The 22,330-nt window shown below is 46.1% G+C and carries 17 protein-coding genes and 2 tRNA genes; 17 read left to right on the plus strand and 2 right to left on the minus strand.

Annotation, left to right across the window (positions count from 1 at the left end):
• Positions 1-551: 551 nt before the first annotated feature.
• From HMPREF0650_RS09860 to HMPREF0650_RS09900, 9 genes are all read left to right on the plus strand, one after another.
• Complete coding sequence (locus HMPREF0650_RS09860; RefSeq protein WP_004350497.1) at positions 552-1,853, plus strand: ArnT family glycosyltransferase; 1,302 nt, start codon at positions 552-554, stop codon at positions 1,851-1,853.
• Between the two features lie 12 nt (positions 1,854-1,865).
• Positions 1,866-2,894, plus strand: coding sequence for an NAD-dependent epimerase/dehydratase family protein (locus tag HMPREF0650_RS09865; protein ID WP_004350498.1), 1,029 nt, complete (start codon positions 1,866-1,868; stop codon positions 2,892-2,894).
• Between the two features lie 39 nt (positions 2,895-2,933).
• The gene (locus HMPREF0650_RS09870) at positions 2,934-3,662 is read left to right on the plus strand and encodes a glycosyltransferase family 2 protein (protein WP_004350499.1); all 729 of its coding nucleotides are present in this window, start codon (positions 2,934-2,936) and stop codon (positions 3,660-3,662) included.
• Positions 3,659-4,294: a lipid-A-disaccharide synthase N-terminal domain-containing protein gene (locus HMPREF0650_RS09875; RefSeq protein ID WP_004350500.1), complete on the plus strand. Its 636-nt coding sequence runs from the start codon at positions 3,659-3,661 to the stop codon at positions 4,292-4,294. Before HMPREF0650_RS09870 ends, HMPREF0650_RS09875 begins: the two co-directional genes overlap by 4 nt.
• A 50-nt stretch (positions 4,295-4,344) precedes the next feature.
• A complete protein-coding gene (locus HMPREF0650_RS09880; RefSeq protein ID WP_155813630.1) occupies positions 4,345-5,070 on the plus strand; it encodes a sulfite exporter TauE/SafE family protein in 726 nt (241 codons plus the stop codon).
• 98 nt (positions 5,071-5,168) lie between these two features.
• Positions 5,169-5,245, plus strand: a tRNA-Asp gene (locus HMPREF0650_RS09885).
• Between the two features lie 23 nt (positions 5,246-5,268).
• Positions 5,269-5,345: transfer RNA gene (locus HMPREF0650_RS09890), tRNA-Asp, on the plus strand.
• A 194-nt stretch (positions 5,346-5,539) separates the two neighbouring features.
• Positions 5,540-6,346 (plus strand): outer membrane beta-barrel protein, encoded by an 807-nt coding sequence (locus tag HMPREF0650_RS09895; RefSeq protein WP_004350502.1) that lies wholly within the window; start codon positions 5,540-5,542, stop codon positions 6,344-6,346.
• A 100-nt stretch (positions 6,347-6,446) separates the two neighbouring features.
• On the plus strand, positions 6,447-7,928 hold the full coding sequence (locus tag HMPREF0650_RS09900; protein ID WP_004350503.1) for an alkaline phosphatase family protein: 1,482 nt from the start codon (positions 6,447-6,449) through the stop codon (positions 7,926-7,928).
• A gap of 419 nt (positions 7,929-8,347) precedes the next feature.
• On the opposite strand, the gene HMPREF0650_RS09905 is transcribed toward HMPREF0650_RS09900, so the two are convergent.
• Complete coding sequence (locus HMPREF0650_RS09905; protein ID WP_004350504.1) at positions 8,348-10,585, minus strand: inorganic phosphate transporter; 2,238 nt, start codon at positions 10,583-10,585, stop codon at positions 8,348-8,350.
• Positions 10,586-10,796: 211 nt separating this feature from the next.
• Between HMPREF0650_RS09905 and epsC the strand changes: the two genes are divergently transcribed.
• The 8 genes from epsC (at position 10,797) to HMPREF0650_RS09945 (ending at position 19,756) form a co-directional block, all read left to right on the plus strand.
• Positions 10,797-11,696 (plus strand): serine O-acetyltransferase EpsC, encoded by a 900-nt coding sequence (epsC, locus tag HMPREF0650_RS09910; protein WP_004350505.1) that lies wholly within the window; start codon positions 10,797-10,799, stop codon positions 11,694-11,696.
• Between the two features lie 44 nt (positions 11,697-11,740).
• Positions 11,741-13,222 carry a THUMP domain-containing class I SAM-dependent RNA methyltransferase gene (locus HMPREF0650_RS09915; protein ID WP_004350506.1) on the plus strand — a complete coding sequence of 494 codons (1,482 nt, stop codon included), beginning with the start codon at positions 11,741-11,743 and terminating at the stop codon, positions 13,220-13,222.
• Positions 13,215-15,377 carry a S9 family peptidase gene (locus HMPREF0650_RS09920; protein WP_004350507.1) on the plus strand — a complete coding sequence of 721 codons (2,163 nt, stop codon included), beginning with the start codon at positions 13,215-13,217 and terminating at the stop codon, positions 15,375-15,377. The genes HMPREF0650_RS09915 and HMPREF0650_RS09920 overlap by 8 nt, the downstream gene beginning before the upstream one ends.
• A gap of 16 nt (positions 15,378-15,393) precedes the next feature.
• Positions 15,394-16,662, plus strand: a complete 1,269-nt coding sequence (gene purD, locus HMPREF0650_RS09925; RefSeq protein WP_004350509.1) for a phosphoribosylamine--glycine ligase — start codon at positions 15,394-15,396, stop codon at positions 16,660-16,662.
• Between the two features lie 113 nt (positions 16,663-16,775).
• Positions 16,776-17,702, plus strand: coding sequence for a hypothetical protein (locus HMPREF0650_RS09930; RefSeq protein WP_004350510.1), 927 nt, complete (start codon positions 16,776-16,778; stop codon positions 17,700-17,702).
• Positions 17,690-18,142 carry a YqaA family protein gene (locus tag HMPREF0650_RS09935; RefSeq protein ID WP_004350511.1) on the plus strand — a complete coding sequence of 151 codons (453 nt, stop codon included), beginning with the start codon at positions 17,690-17,692 and terminating at the stop codon, positions 18,140-18,142. Before HMPREF0650_RS09930 ends, HMPREF0650_RS09935 begins: the two co-directional genes overlap by 13 nt.
• A gap of 11 nt (positions 18,143-18,153) precedes the next feature.
• Positions 18,154-18,993: a metal ABC transporter solute-binding protein, Zn/Mn family gene (locus tag HMPREF0650_RS09940; RefSeq protein ID WP_004350512.1), complete on the plus strand. Its 840-nt coding sequence runs from the start codon at positions 18,154-18,156 to the stop codon at positions 18,991-18,993.
• A gap of 4 nt (positions 18,994-18,997) precedes the next feature.
• On the plus strand, positions 18,998-19,756 hold the full coding sequence (locus HMPREF0650_RS09945) for a metal ABC transporter ATP-binding protein (RefSeq protein WP_004350513.1): 759 nt from the start codon (positions 18,998-19,000) through the stop codon (positions 19,754-19,756).
• A gap of 525 nt (positions 19,757-20,281) precedes the next feature.
• Here HMPREF0650_RS09945 and HMPREF0650_RS09950 read toward each other — a convergent pair.
• Positions 20,282-22,309, minus strand: coding sequence for a M13 family metallopeptidase (locus HMPREF0650_RS09950; RefSeq protein WP_040563129.1), 2,028 nt, complete (start codon positions 22,307-22,309; stop codon positions 20,282-20,284).
• Positions 22,310-22,330 lie beyond the last annotated feature (21 nt).

The following is a 22,330-nucleotide window of genomic DNA, read 5'->3' on the forward strand; positions in this document are numbered from 1 at the left end:
GTTTGTATCTATACCCGCATTCGGTAGATGATGGTTGAAAATTGACACATCAAGTTGATTTGTAAACCTTGTGAGAGCCCTACAAAGGAACGATGTGCTAACGATAAAGAGGACGAATAAATACTTGATAACATCATGACAAGCTGTTTGTTACATAAAATCACCTTGAGTAACAAATTAATTAACGATAACTCTGTTTTGTATGGAACGTTGTCACGTATTTAGTAAAAACGTTTTGATTTTCTTTCGCTTGGTATTCGGTTCTATGAATATCGGTTATTGGTTTTATCGTAGTAAGGGAGAAAAATAAACCTTCCATGGGTCTTTCCATGATGAAATATATATGAAGATTCAAAAAACTACAAATATTCATTTGCATTTCTTTGAAAAATAAAGTATCTTTGTCATACTAAAACATGGTTCAATCATTCAGCACAAAAACATTATGAGAAGTATCACTTCATTTGAATTGCTGTATACACACCGTTTTTGTAAAATTCAAAAGATGGAGCAGCCATTTCACTGCTAACTAATGTTTATATACATTGTATATGATAGACGCAAAAGCTCCAGACATTGATAAGAAAATATGGTTCGTCATCATACTGGCCTTTCTCCCGATTCTCATCTTGCGCGACTTCACTCCTGCGAATGAAGGCAGGTACCTCATCATTGCCGATGAAGCAATCAGGTCAGGTAACTTCTTTTCCTTCACACTTCATGGAGAGCCTTATGCAGATAAGCCACCTTTTTATCTATGGTTGGTGATGCTTTGTCGTTGGATATCGGGTGGACACCACATGATTTTGTTGAGCCTGCTTTCGTTTATTCCTGCTTGTGGCATTACCGCTATCATGCTTTCATGGATAAACAATTTATTCTCAGAGCAAAATCGAAAGACGGCCACCTTGATGCTTATGACCACCGCTTACTTTGCTGCGGCGGCATTGGTTGTACGCATGGACATGCTGATGGTGCTGTTCATGGTGCTGGCTTTTCGTTCTTTTTGGCTGATGGCGATACAAGCATGCAAGTTACCGCGTGAACAATGGTTGTTTGGTTTGTGGCTGTTCATGGCTCTTTTCACCAAAGGTCCCCTCGGACTGCTCATCCCTCTTGTCGCAACAATGGCGTGGTTAGTATGGAAACGACAGTGGAAGCTGCTTGGAACTGCGTGGGGTTGGCGGACATGGCTTGTGCTTTTCGTGGGATGCAGCATGTGGTTTGGGATGACTTACCATGAAGCGGGAATAGATTATTTAAACAATCTGCTGTTTCATCAGACCGTTGATCGTGCCGTTGATTCGTTTCATCACGAACAACCTTTTTACTATTATCTCGTATCTATGTGGTATGAATGGTTGCCTTGGTCATTATTTGCCGTCGGAGGCATGGTGATGATTTGGATAAGAAAGATTCGTTTGCACGAAATGACGCAATATTTTCTGTGCATTGTTCTATCCAGTATGGTGCTTTTGTCCGTCATCAGCTCCAAGCTACAAATATATCTGTTGCCGGTATTTCCATTCCTTATCTTCCTGTGCGTTTATCTTTTGGAGCAATTCAAGTCTGAATCTTGGGTGCGTTGGTCGTTAGGTATTATTCAAATACCTTTGATTTTGGTATTTCCTGCCCTATTGTTTTTACGCACGAAGCCCTCTTTTACTTTTCTAAACACGCCTCTCGTCATGGTGGCAGCCATCGCCATGTCGGCGATAAGTGCGATGGCATTGTATCAACTCATCTACAAAAAAGATGTTATTCATTCGGTTCATCTGGTGGCTTACGCCGTTCTTTCCACATTATTCTTTGCGGGATTGGCTATGCCTCAGTTGAATGGAATCATCCAATGATCATTCAAAAATATGAGAATATTAGTAACAGGAGCAGCTGGTTTTATTGGTTCTGCCGTGATGAAAGCATTGGCTGAACGGGGTGACAGCGTGATAGGAATTGACAATATCAACGACTATTACGACACAAGGTTGAAATATGCCAGGCTTGCTGCATGCGGAATCAATTCGGATGAAGCCAGTTGGGAGTCGAATATTGTCAAGACTACCCTGCCTTACGATTGCCATTTCGTCCGCATGAGCATTAGTGATGAACAGAAAATGGATCAACTTTTCAGTCGTTATGCGTTCGACAAGGTGGTGAATTTGGCTGCCCAAGCAGGCGTACGCTATTCGATATCCAACCCAAGAGCTTATCTCAACAGCAACTTAAATGGTTTTTTCAACCTATTGGAATGCTGCCGTAATCATCATGTTGACCGATTGGTATTCGCCTCATCCAGCTCTGTCTATGGTTTGAACAGCCATGTGCCGTTCCGAGAAGATGATATGACCGACACACCCGTCAGTCTTTATGCCGCAAGCAAGAAGGCTGATGAGCTGATGGCGCATAGCTATTGCAAACTTTACGGACTGAAAGCCACTGGACTTCGTTATTTCACGGTCTACGGACCATGGGGAAGACCAGACATGGCGCCCATGCTTTTTGCCAACGCCATCTGCAAAAACGAGCCCATCAAGGTATTCAACCAAGGGCAAATGCTGCGCGACTTCACCTACATCGACGATATCGTGGAAGGTACACTGCGCTGTTTGGATGCCGAAATAGTCCCCAATCAAAATGGAATTCACTATGATATTTTCAACATCGGTTGCTCGCATCCCATCCAATTGCTGGATTTTATCAGCGAACTGGAGCATGCATTGGGCAAAAAGGCCAAGAAAATATTCCTGCCCATGCAACCTGGTGACGTATATCAAACCTACGCCGACACATCCAAACTGGAAGCAGCAACAGGTTTCCGGCCGCAATATCAGTTGGCAGAAGGCATCCGCCACTTCGTTGATTGGTACTTATCCGATGAGAATCCGTTGAAATAAAAAGGACAAATATATATATTGAGACCAAAAGAATTAGCAATGAACAAGACAAAAAACTACGACTTTACCATTATCGTTCCCATCTATAACGAAGAAGACAACATGGACAGATTGGTGCGCCAACTATCTGCTTACACTGCTAAGGCACCGGTGAAAACCTGCGTACTACTGGTAGATGATGGTTCGAAAGACAGGAGTTTGGAAATGATGAAAAAGGCTTGTCTGGACTTTCAGAACTTCTTTTACATCACCTTTGAAGCTAATCACGGACTCAGCACAGCCATGAAGGCCGGAATTGATATGGCAGAGAGCAGGTATATAGGCTACATCGATGCCGACTTACAGACCAATCCAGAAGATTTTGACAAGTTATTGGCCTTCGTGCAAGATTACCAATTGGTTTCAGGGATACGAGCGGAGCGCAAAGATACAGGCTTCAAGAAATTGCAATCCAAGTTTGCTAACGGCTTTCGCCGCATGATGACAGGCGACACAGCTACCGATACGGGATGCCCACTCAAAGTGATGTGGACTGATTATGCGCAACGTTTGCCCTTTTTTAATGGCATGCACCGTTTTCTACCAGCACTGTTGACATTGGTTGGGGGCAAATTCATGGAAATGCCTGTGCGTCACTATCCCCGAACAGCAGGCGTATCCAAGTATCATCTTCTTAACAGACTCGTGGGTCCATTGACCGACTGTTTCGCATTTAGATGGCTGAAACAGCGGTACATACGCTACCAAATCAAGGACAACAACCTATGAATCCCTATCTTGTCTATGCCATAGGCTTCATCGCCCAAGGATTCTTCTCCGCCCGCATCTTGACACAATGGATACTTTCAGAGCGTGCCAAGAAAGTGCTTTCGCCCAACATCTTTTGGATATTCAGCCTGACGGGAAGCGTATTACTCTTCATTTACGGTTGGCTGCGCGACGACTTCTCCATTATTTTCGGCCAACTCATCACCTATTATATATATATCTGGAATCTGCAAACAAAGGGAATCTGGCAACGACTGCCATGGTTTTTGCGCATCGCCGTTGGGTTACTTCCCGTTGCAGCCGTTGTGGGCATGCTGTCAGACATCCCTTCCTTCACGCAAAACTTCTTTCACAACACGCAAGTACCACTCTACTTACTTGTCATTGGCTCTCTGGGACAACTCATCTTCACGCTTCGATTTGTCTATCAATGGTACTATTCCTACCGACGCCATGCCTCCCTCCTCCCGCTCGGCTTTTGGATTATCAGTCTGATAGGTAGTGGCACCATCGTTATATACGGTATCATTCGCCGCGACCCGGTCTTGATTCTTGGACAATCATTCGGATTTGTGGCCTATGCACGCAACATTGTCCTCCTATCCAGACAACGTAAAACCGATGGACAATAACACATAGGCGACCTGACATTCAGCAAAACTACTTGCAAAACTTCAATGCAATGAACACTTCCATTATTCTTCTCAGCATCGTAGGCCTCATGGCTGGCATGCTTTCCAGTTCCATCGGGTTTGGTGGCGGCATGCTGCTGCTACCCATCGTCACATCCGTTTATGGCATAGAGGTGGCCGTTCCCGTATGCACCATCGCACAACTGCTGAGCAATGCCTCGCGCACGGTCATCGGATGGAAAAGCATTGAATGGAAAAAAACGCTGTGGTTTTTGCTGCCATCCATCCCCCTCACGGCACTGGGTGCTTACGGTTTCTCCATTGCGCCCAAAAATATCATGACCATCATCGTAGGCTTTGCCTTGATACTGTTTGCCATTCAGAAACTCCGTGGCAAGCTGCACTTTCCACAACATCCTGCAACCATGGTCGTGGGCGGTTGCGTCACGGGATTCATCAACGGCATGTTGAGTATTTCAGGACCTCTAAGTAGTGCGGTGTTCCTCACATTAGATTTAAGTCCGGTGTCCTATATCGCCAGTGAAGCCACGGCAGCAACGGTGATGCACGTTGTTAAAATCGTGGTTTATGGCAAGCTGAATCTGGTTAACGAGCATATTATCATTGCTGGTCTTGGCATTGCTGTGGCGATGATTGTCGGCAACTACCTGGCCATGCGATTCATCAAGAACGTTGACAAAAAGAAATATCAAAAGGTGGTAGCCGGCTGTATGATACTTTTATCGTTGTTCCTCATCATCTCGACAATGTGTTAATATATATTAATTATGAATGATTCTTGACATCTGTTTGTCACTTTTCAATTAAAAGCATTACCTTTGCATCCGCAAACAGAAATGACAGCATTAGTTGAGGTGCGTTAGTTCAGTTGGTTAGAATGCCTGCCTGTCACGCAGGAGGTCACGAGTTCGAGTCTCGTACGCACCGCCAACAAATCATTTCTCCATGCACTTGGTGCGTTAGTTCAGTTGGTTAGAATGCCTGCCTGTCACGCAGGAGGTCACGAGTTCGAGTCTCGTACGCACCGCCAACAAATAGTTTAGACATTAAGTCTGAATGGATTTAACAACACATCAGTATCATAGCTCCATGGAGTTATGATATTTTTTTTGCCCTCTACCCGTGATAAATCTGTTAAAAAGCATGAAAAGCAGATGAAACAGACATATACTTTTCCGCTTTTTATTTACTTTTGCATACATTTATTTCTATAAGTTTCGACAAATGAAGAAACAATATTTCATCTTGATTTTAACAATGGTCGCTTTCTGTTCGTTACCAATCAAAGCGGCAAGTGATGACGACGCCCCCAAACGATGGGGATTACAACTGGGAATGGGCAAGACTTCCGTAGGAGACAATTCGCCAGAAAATCAACCCTTCTATGTTCCCAATGACAACGAAGGGAACCTATTTTCACTCAACGGTGATTATTTTCTCACTCAAAGACTGGCTTTAACAGGAGGTGTGTACTTTGAACAAGCCGGACTTTTGACCGGCTTTTCCAGCGGAATTGGACTGAAAAAGATCAATACCATGGGCCTCACAGCCGGTGTCAAATATTACTTTTTTCCCAAGAAATGGATCATCCAGCCGCACGTTGGCGCCTCCCTTCAAACCAATTTTCTCAACCTTAGTCGCTCACAGGGCAAAGGCAATTATGCGGTCACCGAAGGATACCCCGGAACAACCCTTTATATGGAACATGATATTCAATGCCCAGCCTTGAGTATTATACCACAGTTGGGCGTTGACATTCACCTTTTCAGCACCGTTTCGCTCTGCCTCGACTGGGACTACCGCTTTGGTTTAGGCGGACATCAACGCGCAAATATGCGATTTATCAACGGTCCTTTTACGGGACAACCCAGCCTTTACGAGACAGAAAAGTTCAAGACAGCCTTCAGTATCGGTGTCAAAATGGATTTCCCCACGCGCAAAATCAGCCAACGCGCATACAACAATGCCCTGTGGCTGCTCAGGAGTTGGATTGAAAGCAAAGAGCCCAACAGACGACTCAAGGATGACTAACCTTCGGCGACAAACCATCATTACTTTGTCATGCTATGCACATGGCTTTGTAAAAAGAATATTGTAACTTTGCAGTATCACAGCAAAACAATAGAAAGAAATGAAAAAGTTTTTTACACTTTGCACGCTCTTGGTATGCTCATCACTCCTCGTGATGGCTCAACCCAAGAAACCAAAACTAGTAGTAGGCATCATCGTAGACCAAATGAGGTGGGACTATCTGCCCTATTATGAAAGCCGATTTGGGCAAGATGGCTTCAACCGACTGATGAATGGCGGCTTCAGTTTCGACAACCTCAACATCAATTACACCCCTACCGTTACCTGCGCAGGCCACACGCACGTTTATACAGGCTCGGTACCCGCCATTTCTGGCATTGCCGGCAACAACTTTTACATCAAAGGCCAGCGCGTCTATTGCGCCGACGACAATACCGTTAACAGCGTAGGAAGTCAGTCGAAGGCTGGCAAGATGTCGCCCCGCAACCTCAAAGTGACAACAATGACCGACGCTTTACGACTGGCCAGCGATTTCAGGTCGCGCACCATTTCTATCTCCATCAAAGACCGTAGCGCCATCATGCCCGGCGGACATACGGCCAATGCGGCCTATTGGATGGATGTATCGGCCGGTTCTTTCATCACCAGCACTTACTACATGAACGAGCTTCCCGCATGGTTGAAAGCCTTCAATAAGAAGAATTACGACATCATTAAACGCGACATGCGCACCGATCCAGAAGGAAATTCCATCCTGGTGCGTCTGGCCATGGAGGTTTTGGACAACGAAAAACTGGGGCAAGGCGATGAAACCGACTTCCTGGCCATGAGCTTTTCGTCGACCGACTATGTGGGTCACAAATACGGTGTGAGAAGTAAACAAACCGATGCGATATACCTCAACCTGGATAAGGAGTTGGGCAAACTGCTCAACAAGTTGGACGAAAAGGTGGGAAAAGGCAACTACCTGCTGTTCCTCACGGCCGATCACGGAGCTTCGCATAACACAGATTACCTCCGCGCACACAAAATTCAGGCCGGAACATGGGATGCTCGCGCAACCATGAAGGCTCTCAACGAACATCTCTCATCCAAATTCGGAGCCGCCAAACCATTAGTTAAAGACTACATTGAATACCGTATCTATCTTGATCATGAAACGATTGGCCAATCGAACCTCGATATCCAGAAGGTAAAAGACGAGATTGCGGCATTCTTGAAACAAGACACGAAGATTGAATTCGTGGTTGATTACGAGAATTTAGAGAATCTATCCATGCCCGCCCGACTGAAAAACATGATGCGCAATGGGTATAACGCCCAGAGAAGCGGCGACATGGAGGTGGTACTTTCGCCCGCTCATTACGAGCATGCAGGCACGGCTCCTCACCAAGGAACCACGCACGGAGTATGGAATCCCTACGATTCGCACATCCCATTTGTACTTTACGGCTGGGGAATTCCACATGGCAGAAGCGCGTACGAAGCGACCATCAACGACATTGCACCCACCATCTGCAACCTTTTGAAGATACAAGTGCCGAACGGCAGCATTGGCAAACCGCTTCCATTTAAGGAATGATGCAACGCTTCGATTAGCACTTAAACAACATAAATAACAAGTTCATCCCCTCGCCTATCATGACTTTCAGCACATGAATGGCGAGGGGATTTTTTATTGTGCCAACATCATTGAGTTTCTTGAATTATTGACAACGATTTTAGGGCAAAACTTGCGGCTTCCAAACTCATTGACTTTGGGCTTTAAAGTCATGGAGATTGGCCTGTAAAGTCAATGACTTTGGGCTCCAAAGCCATGGAGATTGGAAACGGAAAGCAAAAGTAAGAAAAAAGGAAAGTGCAAAGCATGGTATTACCACTCAATGCACTTTCCTATTATTTCTTGTTAAATGACTGTTTAACAACGAATTAAACCCATCAAACATCCTTGTTCATTGGATGATGTTGGTTCATCTGTTCCATTCGTTGTTACATAAGCCTTTATTCCTTAAACTTCTTGGCAGCCCTGAGCTGATGACGCATACTGCTAATCAGTAGTTCGCTCTCTTGGAGCAGATTGAGATAGACAAGCGACAATTGGAAGGTCTCGTTGTCCGGTGCCATCTGTATACGATCGATATGCTTCTTGCGATAATCGCTCAACTCTGTTTCAAACTGTTCGGCCTTATCCAACAACTCCCGATAGTTTTCAAACCTACCTGTTGCAATGAAGTTTTCGGCTTGGGTTAAAAAGTCGGTGATTTTCAGACGGATGGGTTGATATTCGTCAATAAGACGCTGCGTGATAGGAGTAAAATTGTTGTCAACATGTTCTTTGATAGGCTCAAGCATGCGGCGCAACCCATAGATGTATTGCTGTGACGCGTTCATGCCCACATGGAACCAGGTGTTGCGCTCAATGGCGAGGTCGGCAGGTGCCTTGCGAAGAGCCATCAGCTCTTGTCGACGGTATTTCGTGAGAGATGTTTTCTCATTGCGCAGCGCACTCAGACTGTGCCTCAGCACACTTGGCTTGTCATTGATAAATCCGTCCAAGATGGCATTGTATTGTTCGTTGGCAAAACGTGTCATGTAACTTTGTGTACGACTGACATGTTTGCTCAACAAATCCCAAAGGATAACCGGATCATGCGTGCGCATCATCAATCGGTAAGTATCATCTTTGCCCGATCCGCCGTCCGACCTATCCTTCGACCCTCTGAATAAACAATATACCACTAAAGCGATGAAGGCCGCTTGTACCAAAATACCTCCATAGAACATTAGCAAGGCTACCACTGCGGAGCAAAGAAATGCAACACCAGCCGTGATAAACCAACCGCCGATGACAGACAACACGCCCGTTACACGGAACACGGCACTTTCGCGACTCCATGCCCGATCGGCCAAGCTGGTACCCATGGCAACCATGAAAGTAACATAGGTGGTAGATAATGGCAACTTGTAGTTGGTACCAAAGGTGATCAGCATGGAAGCCAAAACCAAGTTAACCGCTGCCCGAACCACATCGTAAGCAGCACCATCATCTAAAGATGCGGCCCGGTGATCAAATCGGCTGTTTATCCAATCGATGATTCGATTAGGAATGATTTTCATGACATACGAGTTGGTATTTTGTGTGAAGCGTACGATACTGCGTGCGGCACCACTCGATCCAAACATCTCGTCACCCTCGTCTTGTCGTGCCAAATCAACCGAAGTCTTGATGACACGATGAGCTTTCTTTGATGTGGCCATGGCTATAATCATGATGACGCCTGCTAACATTAAATAAAATGGAGGGGTTTTGGCACTCTCAACCAAACTGGTCATCAAGAAAGACGTGGGTGCAGTGCCGTTACCCTGCGCTAAATAAGTTTGATACGAATCAAGGCCTGCAAGCGGAACACCGATGAAGTTAACCAAGTCGTTGCCGGCAAATGCCATCGCCAAGGCAAACGTTCCCATCAACACCACGAACTTGAAGATGTTCACTCCCATGAGATGCATGAACTGCATGAGGATGGCCGAGCCGATAAAGGTATAAACAAGCAACATACCGATATGGTCGTTGATGAATTGCCGTATGCTTTCTGATATATAAGGAGAGTTTCCCACACCTTTCATAAAGATGAAGTAAGCCAAAGCTGTGAATGCGATGCCACCAAAAATGGCGATGGTATAACGCATGTTTTTCTTGTAATTGAAAGTGAAAATGATACGCGTTATATATTGTACGATGACACCAAAGACGAAAGCAATGGCGACACTCACAAAGATGGCAATAATCACTTTTAAGGCCTGCTCTGTGTTCAGCAAGTCACTGAATCCGAGAGAAGAGTCGGCCGCCATCTTGATAATGGCCAACATGAAGGTGGCACCCAACAGCTCGAAAACCATGGATACCGTGGTGGAGGTAGGCATTCCCAAACGATTGAAGATATCCAAGACAATGACGTCTGTTACCATGACGGACAGGAAAATAATCATGACCTCATGGAAACTAAACTGAGCTGGATTCATGATGCCATGCCGAGCCACATCCATCATGCCCGATGACATGACCGCACCCAGGACAACACCAAAGGAAGCAATGATGAGGATGGTGCGAAACTTGGCTACCTTGGCTCCCACAGCCGATTGTAAGAAGTTGACAGCATCGTTAGAGACACCTACAAATAAGTCAAAAACTGCCAAAGAAAGCAGAAAAATGACGATGCACAAATAAATTGTTAACATTGATATGGTTTTATTATTAATAATCAAAGTACAGTCTGGCATAGCGCCTACTGATTTTGTGAGCAAAAATAGCGGAGTTATATTACAAGACTTTTAAACACATGTTACAATCGTATTACAATCGAAAATAATTAAATTTATGCATCGCTACTGGTTGTTTTCAATTTAAAAATTGTACCTTTGTACCTTAATATTGAGACATTACATAGAGATGAGTAAAGATAATTTGACTCATGCGTTGACAAGCACGGTTGAACTGCTGTCCCAACCAGAATCACTCAACAACTTGTGCCATCGGCAGCGTGATGGATACCCTCTCCCATCTGGTAAAACACTGCAAGAAATCATAGACTTGTCAAGAGCCATTCTTTTTCCTGGATATTATGGAAAAGCATCGGTGAACATTCAAACAATACAATATTATATAGGTGTAAACGTAGAGCGACTTCAACGCTTGCTGGAAGATCAAATATTAGCTGGACTCCGTTTCTGTGAAGACTGCGAGACTACGTTGAGCGAGTTGGAAGCAGACGAACAGAAAAAGATGGCCAGGGATTTGTCGTTCAAGTTGATCAAGAAACTACCTGAAATACGTGAAAAACTCTCAACAGACGTCATCGCAGCTTACAATGGTGACCCTGCGTCTGAAAGCCGGGCTGAGATTATAGCGTGCTACCCTATCATCAAAACATTGGCAAACTATCGCATCGCACACGAACTCTATCTACTCAATGTTCCGCTGATACCCAGAATGATGACAGAGTTGGCTCATTCGGAAACTGGAATCGACATTCATCCGGGTGCACACATAGGCCGATACTTCACCATTGATCATGGTACAGGTGTCGTTATTGGTGCCACTTGCACGATTGGCGACAACGTGAAAATATACCAAGGGGTAACCCTGGGCGCTAAAAGCTTTCCGTTAGACGAACGTGGAAACCCAGTCAAGGGCATTCCACGTCATCCCATCATTGAAGACAACGTCATCATCTATGCCAATGCCACCATCTTAGGCAGAGTTACCATCGGTAAGGGAAGCGTCATTGGCGCTAATGTTTGGGTGACAGAAGACCTGGCTCCCGACACAAAGAAATACAACAAGAATTAAGTTTTCATTATTTTAATACAACTATTATTTATCAATTCAATCAAATGGAATTTGAACTCATCGCCAAAACTTTCATGGGCTTGGAACCCGTTTTGGCACAAGAGCTGACCCAACTGGGTGCAAACAATGTACAAATAGGACGCAGAATGGTGTCATTTACTGGTGATCAGGAAATGATGTACCGCGCCAATTTCCAACTCCACACGGCCATTCGTATTCTAAAACCCATCAAGCACTTCAAGGCTCGCTCTGCTGAAGAGGTGTATGATGAAATCAAGACGGTAGACTGGAGCCAGTACATAGAAAAAGGAAAGACATTCTCTGTCGACTCGGTGGTTTATTCTGAAGAGTTCAGAAATTCCAGATTCGTGACCTACAAGGTGAAGGATGCCATCGTAGACCAATTCAGAGAAAAGACAGGAACACGTCCGAATATCTCGGTGAGTAATCCTGACATCCGCCTACACATACACATCGCCGAGGAAGATGCAACGCTATGTTTGGATTCCAGTGGTGAGTCGCTGCACCGAAGAGGCTACCGACAGGAATCTGTGGAAGCTCCTTTGAACGAGGTGTTGGCTGCCGGAATGATCTTGATGACAGACTGGAAAGGCGAAACCGACTTTATTGACCCCATGTGTGGTAGTGGTACGTTGTTGATAGAAGCGGCGCTGATTGCCCGAAATATGAGTCCTGGCATCTTTAGAAAGGAGTTTGCATTCGAGAAATGGCCCGATTTTGACCAAGAGTTGTTCGACCGTATTTATAATGACGAGTCGCAAGAGAGCGAGTTCACGCACCATATTTATGGCTATGACATCGACATGAAAGCGGTGAACACGGCTCGACTGAATGTTAAAGCGGCGGGACTAACCAAAGACATCACGATAGAACAGGCTGATTTTAAGAACTTTAAGAAGCCCCAAGAACCCAGTATTCTCATTACCAATCCGCCATACGGCGAGCGTATCTCCACGCCTAATTTGCTCGGAACCTACAAGATGATTGGCGAACGACTGAAACATGAGTTCATGGGCAATGATGCTTGGATATTGAGTTACCGTGAAGAGTGTTTTGAACAGATTGGTTTGAAACCATCCATCAAGATACCTGTGTACAACGGAAGCCTTGAATGTGAGTTTAGAAAATATGCCATCTTCGACGGAAAGATGAAGGAATTTCGTGCCGAAGGAGGCATCATCAAGACGGAAGCGGAAAAGAAGGAGATGGCTGAAAAGCATCGCTTCAAGAAAAATCGTGAGTTCAAGAAACGCTTAGAAGAAAACGAAGAGAACGAAATTGCTGATATCCGCTCGTTCAAATTTCATTCTTTGGAACGAGTACAGGAGCGAGATGAGCGAAAAAAAGGCGGAAACCGCCGCAACGACCGCTCGTATGATAGTAACGATAGGCCTGACTACAAAGGCAAGAAACGCTTTGACAAAGACGGACGTGGACGGTCATTTGGCAAGCGAGGTGGCAAAGAGCATGGAAGAAAGAATTATCAAATAGACGATTATGAATAAAACTTGGTTCAGTTTTCTTACCCTCATTGCCCTATTCGTAGGTGGACAACAGATGATGGCACAAAAGCAATTTACGCTCGAAGAGTTGAATTTTGGCGGGAAAAACTACCGCCAGTTCGTTCCAGAGAACCGCTACACAACCTGGTGGGGCGATGAACTGATTCGCACAGAGGCCAACCAATGCAGCGTCATCAACAAGAAAACGGGCAAAGAGCGCATCTTGTTCACGCTGGACGAAATAAACAAATACGCGGTAAGCGACTGCTCCAGCCAAGTTAAAAACCTGTTTAGTGCCTCGTTTCCTTACCCTCGCAAGCCGTTGGTACTGCTGCGGAATGGGGAAAACATGCGTTTGTACAACTGGAAAACGAAGAAGACTGAATGGTGCATAAACACTGCTGACGAGGGCGAGGTGGCCGAATGGAATGCCAACTCCAAGGCTACTTCGTATATAGAACCTAAAAGTCAGCAACTCCATATACGCACTGCGGATGGCAATGACACCCAGTTGACGACCGATGGAAGCAGGGAAATCGTGTATGGTCAAAGCGTACATCGTGACGAATTTGGCATACACAAAGGTATGTTTTGGGCACCCAATGGACAGAAATTGGCATTCTATCGCATGGATCAGAGCATGGTAGCTGACTATCCGCAGGTAAACATCTTCGACAGAATAGCAAAATGCGAGCCCGACAAATACCCCATGGCAGGCGAAACAAGTCACAAGGTAACGGTGTTAGTGTATGATTTAACCACGAAAAAGACGGTTACTTTGCAGGCTGGTGACCCCACCGATCGATATTTTACCAACATTTCATGGAGTCCAGACAGCAAGATTATCTATATGTTTGAGCTGAATAGGGATCAAAATGACTGTCGGTTGGTGAGCTACGATGCACAAACAGGCAAAAAGATCGCTGAACTTTACCGAGAGACGCACGATAAATATGTAGAGCCACAGCACCCTATTACATTCTTGCCTTGGGACAACAACCTCTTCATTATGCAAAGCCAACGTGATGGTTACAACCATTTGTACCTATACCAAACTAATGGTAAGTTGGTCAAGCAGCTTACCAAAGGCAAATGGGTGGTGTTGGACGTGATAGGATTCAATACAAAAGACAAGTCGATTGTCTATACTTCTACCGAAAAGCATGCACTGCAAACCAACACATACACCATAAATGTCAAGACTGGAAAGCGCAGATTGTTGGACAACGGGCGTGGCTATCACAGTCCGTCATTATCTCCTTCCGGAACATTTATCGTAGATAAGTACAGCGAACCCACCGTTCCACGCAACATAGAAATTATCAACACTGCCAACGGTAAGCGCACCCAGTACTTTGAAGCGGCTGACCCGTGGAAAGAATATCAGGTGCCAACCTATACATGTGGTACCATCAAAGCTGCTGACGGCACGACCGACTTGTACTATCGCATGGTGAAACCAGCCAACTTTGATGAAAACAAGAAATATCCTTTAGTGCTTTATGTGTACGGAGGACCTCATGCACACAACGTAGATGCACGTTGGCATTACGCTTCTCGTAGTTGGGAAACCTACATGGCACAGAAGGGATACATCCTCCTCATACTCGATAACAGAGGAAGTGAACGCCGAGGAAGGGATTTTGAACAAGCAACATTCCGCCAATTAGGTCAGATAGAGATGCAAGACCAAATGAAGGGCATCGAATATGTGAAGACTTTACCATACGTAGATGCTGACAGAATAGGAGTACATGGTTGGAGTTTCGGCGGTTTTATGACCATTTCGCTGATGACGAACTATCCCGAAACCTTCAAAGTGGGTGTGGCTGGCGGTCCTGTTATTGATTGGAAATGGTACGAAGTGATGTATGGAGAGCGCTATATGGACACTCCACAAGCCAATCCTGAAGGCTACAGCAAGACTTCCTTGATACCACAAGCCAAGAATCTGAAAGGCAAGTTACAAATTATTCAAGGCACTAACGACAAGACGGTAGTGGCACAACACTGCTTGTCGTTCATCGCTGAATGTATCAAGCAAGGCACACAACCCGATTTCTTCGTCTATCCGGGTGAACCACACAATATGAGAGGACACCAAAGTGTTCACCTCCACGAACGGATTACACAGTACTTTAAGGATTATCTGAAATAAAAAAGGAAACATACACATGAAGATATTATTATTAGGAAGTGGCGGAAGAGAACACGCCTTGGGCTGGAAAATAGCACAAAGCAAACGAGTAACCCAACTATTCATCGCTCCCGGCAACGCTGGAACAAGTGAAGTAGGCACCAACGTCGACATTCAGGTGAATGATTTCGATGCCATCAAAGATTTTATATGCACCCAAAAGATTGACATGGTTGTCGTTGGACCCGAAGATCCACTGGTGAATGGCATCTACGATGCGTTGAAAAATGACCCTCGAACCAAAGATACCGTGGTTATAGGTCCATCGAAAGAAGGGGCAAAACTGGAAGGCAGCAAGGATTTTGCTAAGGCTTTCATGCAGCGTCACCACATCCCAACCGCCCGATACCATACCTTTACGGACGAGACATTAAATGAAGGACTTCGCTTCTTGGAGACTTTAGAGGCTCCCTATGTGCTGAAAGCCGACGGACTATGTGCTGGCAAGGGCGTTTTAATACTCCCTACGTTGGCAGAAGCACAACGAGAATTAAAGGAAATGTTAGGGGGGATGTTCGGAAAAGCGTCGGCACGAGTCGTTATAGAGGAATATTTAAGTGGAATAGAGTGTTCCGTTTTCGTCTTAACCGATGGCAAACATTATCAAATTTTGCCAGAAGCAAAGGATTACAAACGTATTGGTGAAGGCGATATGGGACTGAATACAGGTGGCATGGGCAGCGTCTCACCCGTCCCATTCGCAGATAATGACTGGATGAAGAAAGTGGAGGAACGAATCATTCAACCAACGATAAAGGGACTATCTGAAGAAGGTGTTGACTACAAAGGCTTTATCTTCTTTGGCTTAATCAATGTAAAAGGCGACCCCATGGTGATAGAATATAACTGTAGAATGGGCGATCCAGAGACCGAAAGCGTGATGCTGCGACTGAAAAGTGACATCGTTGACTTATTCGAGGGCATTGCGGAAGGCAACTTAGACAAGCGTGTTGTCACCTTTGACGAACGCGCAGCCGTGTGCGTCATGCTCGTCAGCGGCGGCTATCCGCAAGCCTATACCAAGGGATATCCTATCTCTGGACTCGAAACTGTAAAAGACAGCATTATCTTTCACAGCGGAACGGCGGTGAAAGATGGGCAGGTTGTAACGGCCGGTGGCAGGGTTTTGGCCGTTTGTTCATACGGAAAAGATAAAGACGAGGCACTAAATAAGAGTTTTGCAGCAGCAAAAAAGATTGATTTTCAAGACGTATATTTCCGAAAAGACATCGGCAAAGACCTATAAATGCCTACGCTCGTTCACACGAAGTCCGGCTGGCCAGTCCATCAAGTACTGACGACTGTCGTCACCGATGCTTTAACTCGAGAATGCATTTACAGTGTCTTTTGGTTTGATTCATGACGCATAGATTACAAAACAGAATAGCAGGAAGTCGTTATGCCCTGCCCATCACCATGGTATATGCGATAGGCATTTGGTTCATGGGCGGTTTGCTTCAACAGCAGTTGTGGCCTCAGTTCATACTGATGCTCATGACTACTTTGACCATGGTCGAACTGAACAACCAGCACACTTTGATACGAACCTACAGTCGCATGTTGTCTTGTTCGTATCTTGTACTCTCTGTCGCTGCCCTACCCCTGTTCGTTCACCTGGATACCTGCATCGTTCAACTTTGTTTTGCCCTCACCTATTTGTTCATGTTCCGCGCCTATCAAGACAAATCGGCCATCAGCAGCGTATTCAATGCGTTCTTCTTCATCGGCGTGGCCAGTATTTGGTTTGTCCAAATACTATTCCTTGTCCCCATTTGGTGGATTATCTTGCGGTTTTACGTCATGGGCATGGGCTGGCGAACCTTCTGGGCTTCGCTACTGGCTGTCATCACTCCCTATTGGTTTGTAGGGGGTTATTACGTCTATCGACACGATGTTGACACACTCATCCACCACTTTTCCAGCATCACCGACTTTGCACCTCTCTTCGATTTCCAAAGCATTTCCCTACTGAACCTGCTGACCCTCTGCTTTATCTCCGCATTGGGCATCATCGGCATGCTGCATTTTCTTCTCAACAGCTCAAAGGATAAGATTCGCATTCGCTTGTTTTTCTCATCTTTCATGTTGATGATGGCAGCCACCATCGTGTTCATCATCCTGCAACCTACGCATCTACCCAACCTCTTACCTGCACTCATTGTCAGCGTTTCACCACTTATCGGTCACTACATCACGTTCACCGGTTCGCGCCTGTCGGGCATTACTTGCCTCACGCTGTTCATCATCACGCTGACCATCACGGGTTATCAACTATGGATACATTGATAGATCTCTTGATACAATACGGCTATGTGGGCATGTTCTTGGCCTCACTTTTAGCCGGATCGGTCTTTCCTTTCAGCAGCGAAGCCGTCATGGCGGGTCTGTTGGCAGCTGGTCTTAACCCCTGGCCCTTGGTTGTGTACGGCACCATTGGAAACGTCATTGGCTCGTTGTTCAATTATTTTATCGGCACATTGGGGCGATTAGACTGGATAGAGAAATACCTGCATGTCAAACCCGACAAGCTGGATCGCGCACAACGCCTGATGGCCCGTTACGGTGCCTGGATAGGTTTCTTCGCTTTTCTGCCCATCATTGGCAGCGCCATAGCCATCGTCTTAGGACTGGTGAGAGCCAACATCTGGGTCACCCTCGTGTCTTTCACCTTGGGAAAAATATTCAGATACCTACTTATCATTTATGGCATGAATCTCATCTTATAAGCATTATATACATGACACGCTTTATAAAAAAATATCTTCTGCTCCTCACGGTCACACTCTTTCTCGCATCTTGCACCACCACTCCGCAAGACACGAGGCGAAAAATCACGGTGACCATAGAGCCACTCCGTTATTTCACCGAACAAATTGCCGGTGACAAGTTTGTTGTGAACACCATGGTTCCCCAGGGAGGAAACCCCGAAACCTATGAACCAACCACCCAACAGATGGTGAAATTGGCCGAGAGCGACCTGTACATCAAGGTGGGAAACATTGGCTTTGAGCGCACATGGATGAAAAAACTGAGCCAGAACGCGCCGCATACCATCATCATCGATTCGTCTGAAGGCATTGAATTGGCCCCCTCTTCACACGGCGTTACTGACCCACATACCTGGATGAGCACCAACAACGCAAAGCAAATCGCACGAAACATCTACCAAGCGTTGGTCAGTATCAATGAGCGAGACAGCGCCACCTACAGGCGAAATTACGAAGCTTTGATAGATACCATCGAGGCTACCGACATGCGACTGCGCGAACAGCTCACGCGTGACAAGTCGCAAGCTTTTCTCATTGATCACCCAGCCCTCACCTACTTTGCCCGCGACTACGAGCTTTTGCAAATTCCAGTGGAGGAAGAAGGACGCGAACCCAGTGCAGCCCAACTGAAAAAGACTATCCAGTTGGCCAAGAGCAAGAAGGTGAAAGTGATGTTTGTGCAGAAGCAATTTGAAACCAGAAGCACGAAAATTGTCAGCCAAGAGGCGGGTGCAGAAACGATAACCATCAACCCCTTGAGCCACAACTGGAGCGAAGAAATGGTGAGTATTGCCAAAAAACTAAAATAACCGCATGATACCCATCATCCAATTAGAAAACATCAGCGCGGCGTACGGACAGAAGACGGTTCTGCAAGACGTGAACCTCACCGTGTACGATCACGACTTTCTGGGCATCATCGGACCGAATGGTGGTGGCAAAACTACCCTTGTACAACTCATCATTGGCCTGAAAAAGCCGAGCGAGGGACAAATCAAGTTCTACCGAAACGGAACGCTTGCAGACCACATCAGCATGGGTTTTCTCCCACAATACAACGACATCGACAAGAAATTCCCCATCTCGGTGCAGGAAGTAGTACTGTCGGGACTGAGTGGACAAAAGAAATTGTTCTCACGATTCACGTCCAAGCACCACCACATGGTGGACGAAACGCTCGCCAGGATGCAGCTCATCGAACTGCGCCGGCGTGCCATCGGCACCCTGAGTGGTGGCCAGTTGCAGCGCGTGTTGCTGGCTCGCGCCATCGTTGCACGGCCAGAAGTGCTGATTTTGGATGAACCCAACACCTACATTGACAGGCAATTCCAAGAACAAATGTACCAAATGCTCAACGATATCAACCGCGATTGCGCCATCATCATCGTGAGCCACGACATTGGCTCTATCCTGCAAAACGTGAAGGCCGTGGCCTGTGTCAACCACAACGTACACTACCACCCCGACACGGAGCTGTCGATGGTTGAGCTGGAGCAACACCTCGGCTGCCCCATCGACTTGTTAGGACATGGACGCATGCCCCACCGCGTGCTGAAAGCCCACACGGATTGAACTTGAATATTCGCTACGTCAGCAGCTTTCATCCATCATACACCCACTTAATCATTCCATACACAACCTGGCGCACACGCCACAAATAACTGGGCGAATGGCTAATGCACCCCTCTGTGCATCACCACCCTACCCGTAAAAAAGCCAACTTTTCATAAACCTCTCATTGACAGTGTTTTATAAGAGAGATTGACCGCATTTTCAAAGTCATAGAGTTTAGCCATCAAAGTCATAGAGTTTGGCCTCCAATCTGTATGGGTTTGTGGTCCAAAGTCAATGAGTTTGCAGAGCAAGGACAATGCTATCAATATACATTCTTATAGTTTCCTGATATTCAATGGTTTACAAAGAAACAATAGATAGTCGTTCCCGTGCGTTTCATTCCATTGAAATCTTTTGGTATCAGGTAGCTTACAAATCACCTGCGTTCAAGGAAATCGTGAACGACAGTCACGAAAAAATCCACTCACTTGAGAAGTTGATGCTCAAATGAGTGGATATGATGATTTCAAAAATTCGCAAAAATTACCACAAGTCCAAGCGGTCTTTCTTCGGAATGAAGAGCTTGTCACCCTCTTTCACGTTGAAAGCCTCGTACCAAGCGTCAACGTGAGGTAGTGCTCCATTAACGCGCCACTTGCCCAACGCATGTGGATCGCGCTTCACGCGGTTACGTATTTCCTGCTCGGTGATGTTCTGTCCCCACACGCCTGCATAGGCCAGGAAGAAACGTTGATCGGCCGTGAAGCCGTCTTTCGTCTTCAAAGGCTTCTTCGCCGTGGCGTTCTTATAAGCCAAGAAACTAACCTGCAATCCGCCATGGTCGGCCAAGTTCTCACCCAACGTAAAGCGTCCATTGGCCTTGAGGTCGGGCAAAACATTGATGTTGGAGAAGAAATCGGCATACATGTCGGCTCGCTCGTTGAAGCCTTTCGCATCGTTGGCAGTCCACCAGTCGTTCATATTGCCATTGGCATCGTACTGGCGACCTTGGTCATCGAATCCGTGCGTCATCTCATGACCAATCACCACGCCTATGGCACCATAGTTGAAGGCCTCGTCGGCCTTAGGGTCGAAGAACGGATATTGCAGGATTCCCGCTGGGAAACAAATCTCGTTGGTGGTAGGATTATAATAGGCGTTCACAGTTTGCGGCGTCATGAACCACTCATCACGGTCGACTGGCTTACCAGCACGCTCGGCAATATGATTTTCATGTGCGAACTGGCGACATGCCATAACATTCTCATAGAACGACTTAGCGGGGTCGATGTTCAACTTAGAATAATCGCGCCACTTGTTAGGATAGCCAATCTTCACATAGAATTTATCCAACTTCTTATGTGCTTCGGCCTTGGTTGTATCGCTCATCCATGTTTGTGCATCAATACGTTGGCCCAATGCAATTTGCAGATTGCGCACCAAGTTCTCCATCTTCTTTTTAGAACTCTCGGGGAAATAACGGGCTACATACATCTTGCCGAGCGCCTCGCCCATCTGTGCCTCAACCTGGTTGGTGGCACGTTTCCACAGCGGATAATCCTCCTTGCGGCCACTCATGGTCTTACCGAAGAAGTTGAAGTTGGCCTCACGAATTGCATCGGTGAGATAGCTTGATGACGACATGATGACATCCCACTCCATCAGTGCACGCAAATCGTCGGCAGTAGCAGCAGCAGACAGCTTGTCATATCCTTCCAGGAATGACGGTTGACCGACAACCATCGTCTGAATGTACTCACTCTTCACGCCCTCCGCATTAGCCATGCCTTCGAGGTTGATGTTGGGATAATTGGCCTTGAACTCTTTCAAGGTCATCTTGTTGTAGTTGGCTTGTGGGTCACGAAGCTCCGTCATGCTCTTTGAAATCAACGCAAGTGCGGTTTCGGTTTTGAAAATGACATCCGCCTTTGCCTGCGCCTGAGCCTCATCGAATCCATAGAGGTTGAACATGCGTGCGATGTGCTTCTTATATTCGTCGCGAATGGCAATGGTGGCCGCATCGTTGTTGAGGTAATAGTCCTTCTGCCCCAATGTCAATCCACTCTGACTGATGTTCAGAATGTTCATCGTCACATTCTTCTCGTCAGCAGCGAAGTAAGAACCAAAAGAGACACCATATCCCTGAGCCGCATACTTCAATTGCAATTGCTCCAGGTCTTTCTTCGTTTTGGCGGCTTCCATCTCATCCAACAAGGGCTTCACTGGCTTGATGCCCTCCTTGTTACGACGGTCAGCATCCATAGCGAGCTTGTAGAAGTCGGACAGCTTTTGCTCCATCGTACCTTTCTTGTACGTCTTCTTTTGCAGCTCACCCAAGATGGTATTTATTCGCTTGTTGTTGTCTTCGGCCAACTGGTCGAAGCTGCCAAAGCGCGAATAAGCCGCTGGCAGCGGATGTTTCTTCTGCCATCCGCCCGTGGCAAACTGGTAAAAATCATCGGCTGGGCGGACAGACTTGTCAAAATTAGCCTCGACAAGTCCCGATTTTGATTGTGCCATTCCCATCGAGGGAGCCACCATCAACATCATGATTGGAAATAAATGTTTCATAAGTTTTAAAGTATTATAGTT

The sequence above is a fragment of the Hoylesella buccalis ATCC 35310 genome (genome assembly GCF_000177075.1).
GTDB lineage: Bacteria > Bacteroidota > Bacteroidia > Bacteroidales > Bacteroidaceae > Prevotella > Prevotella buccalis.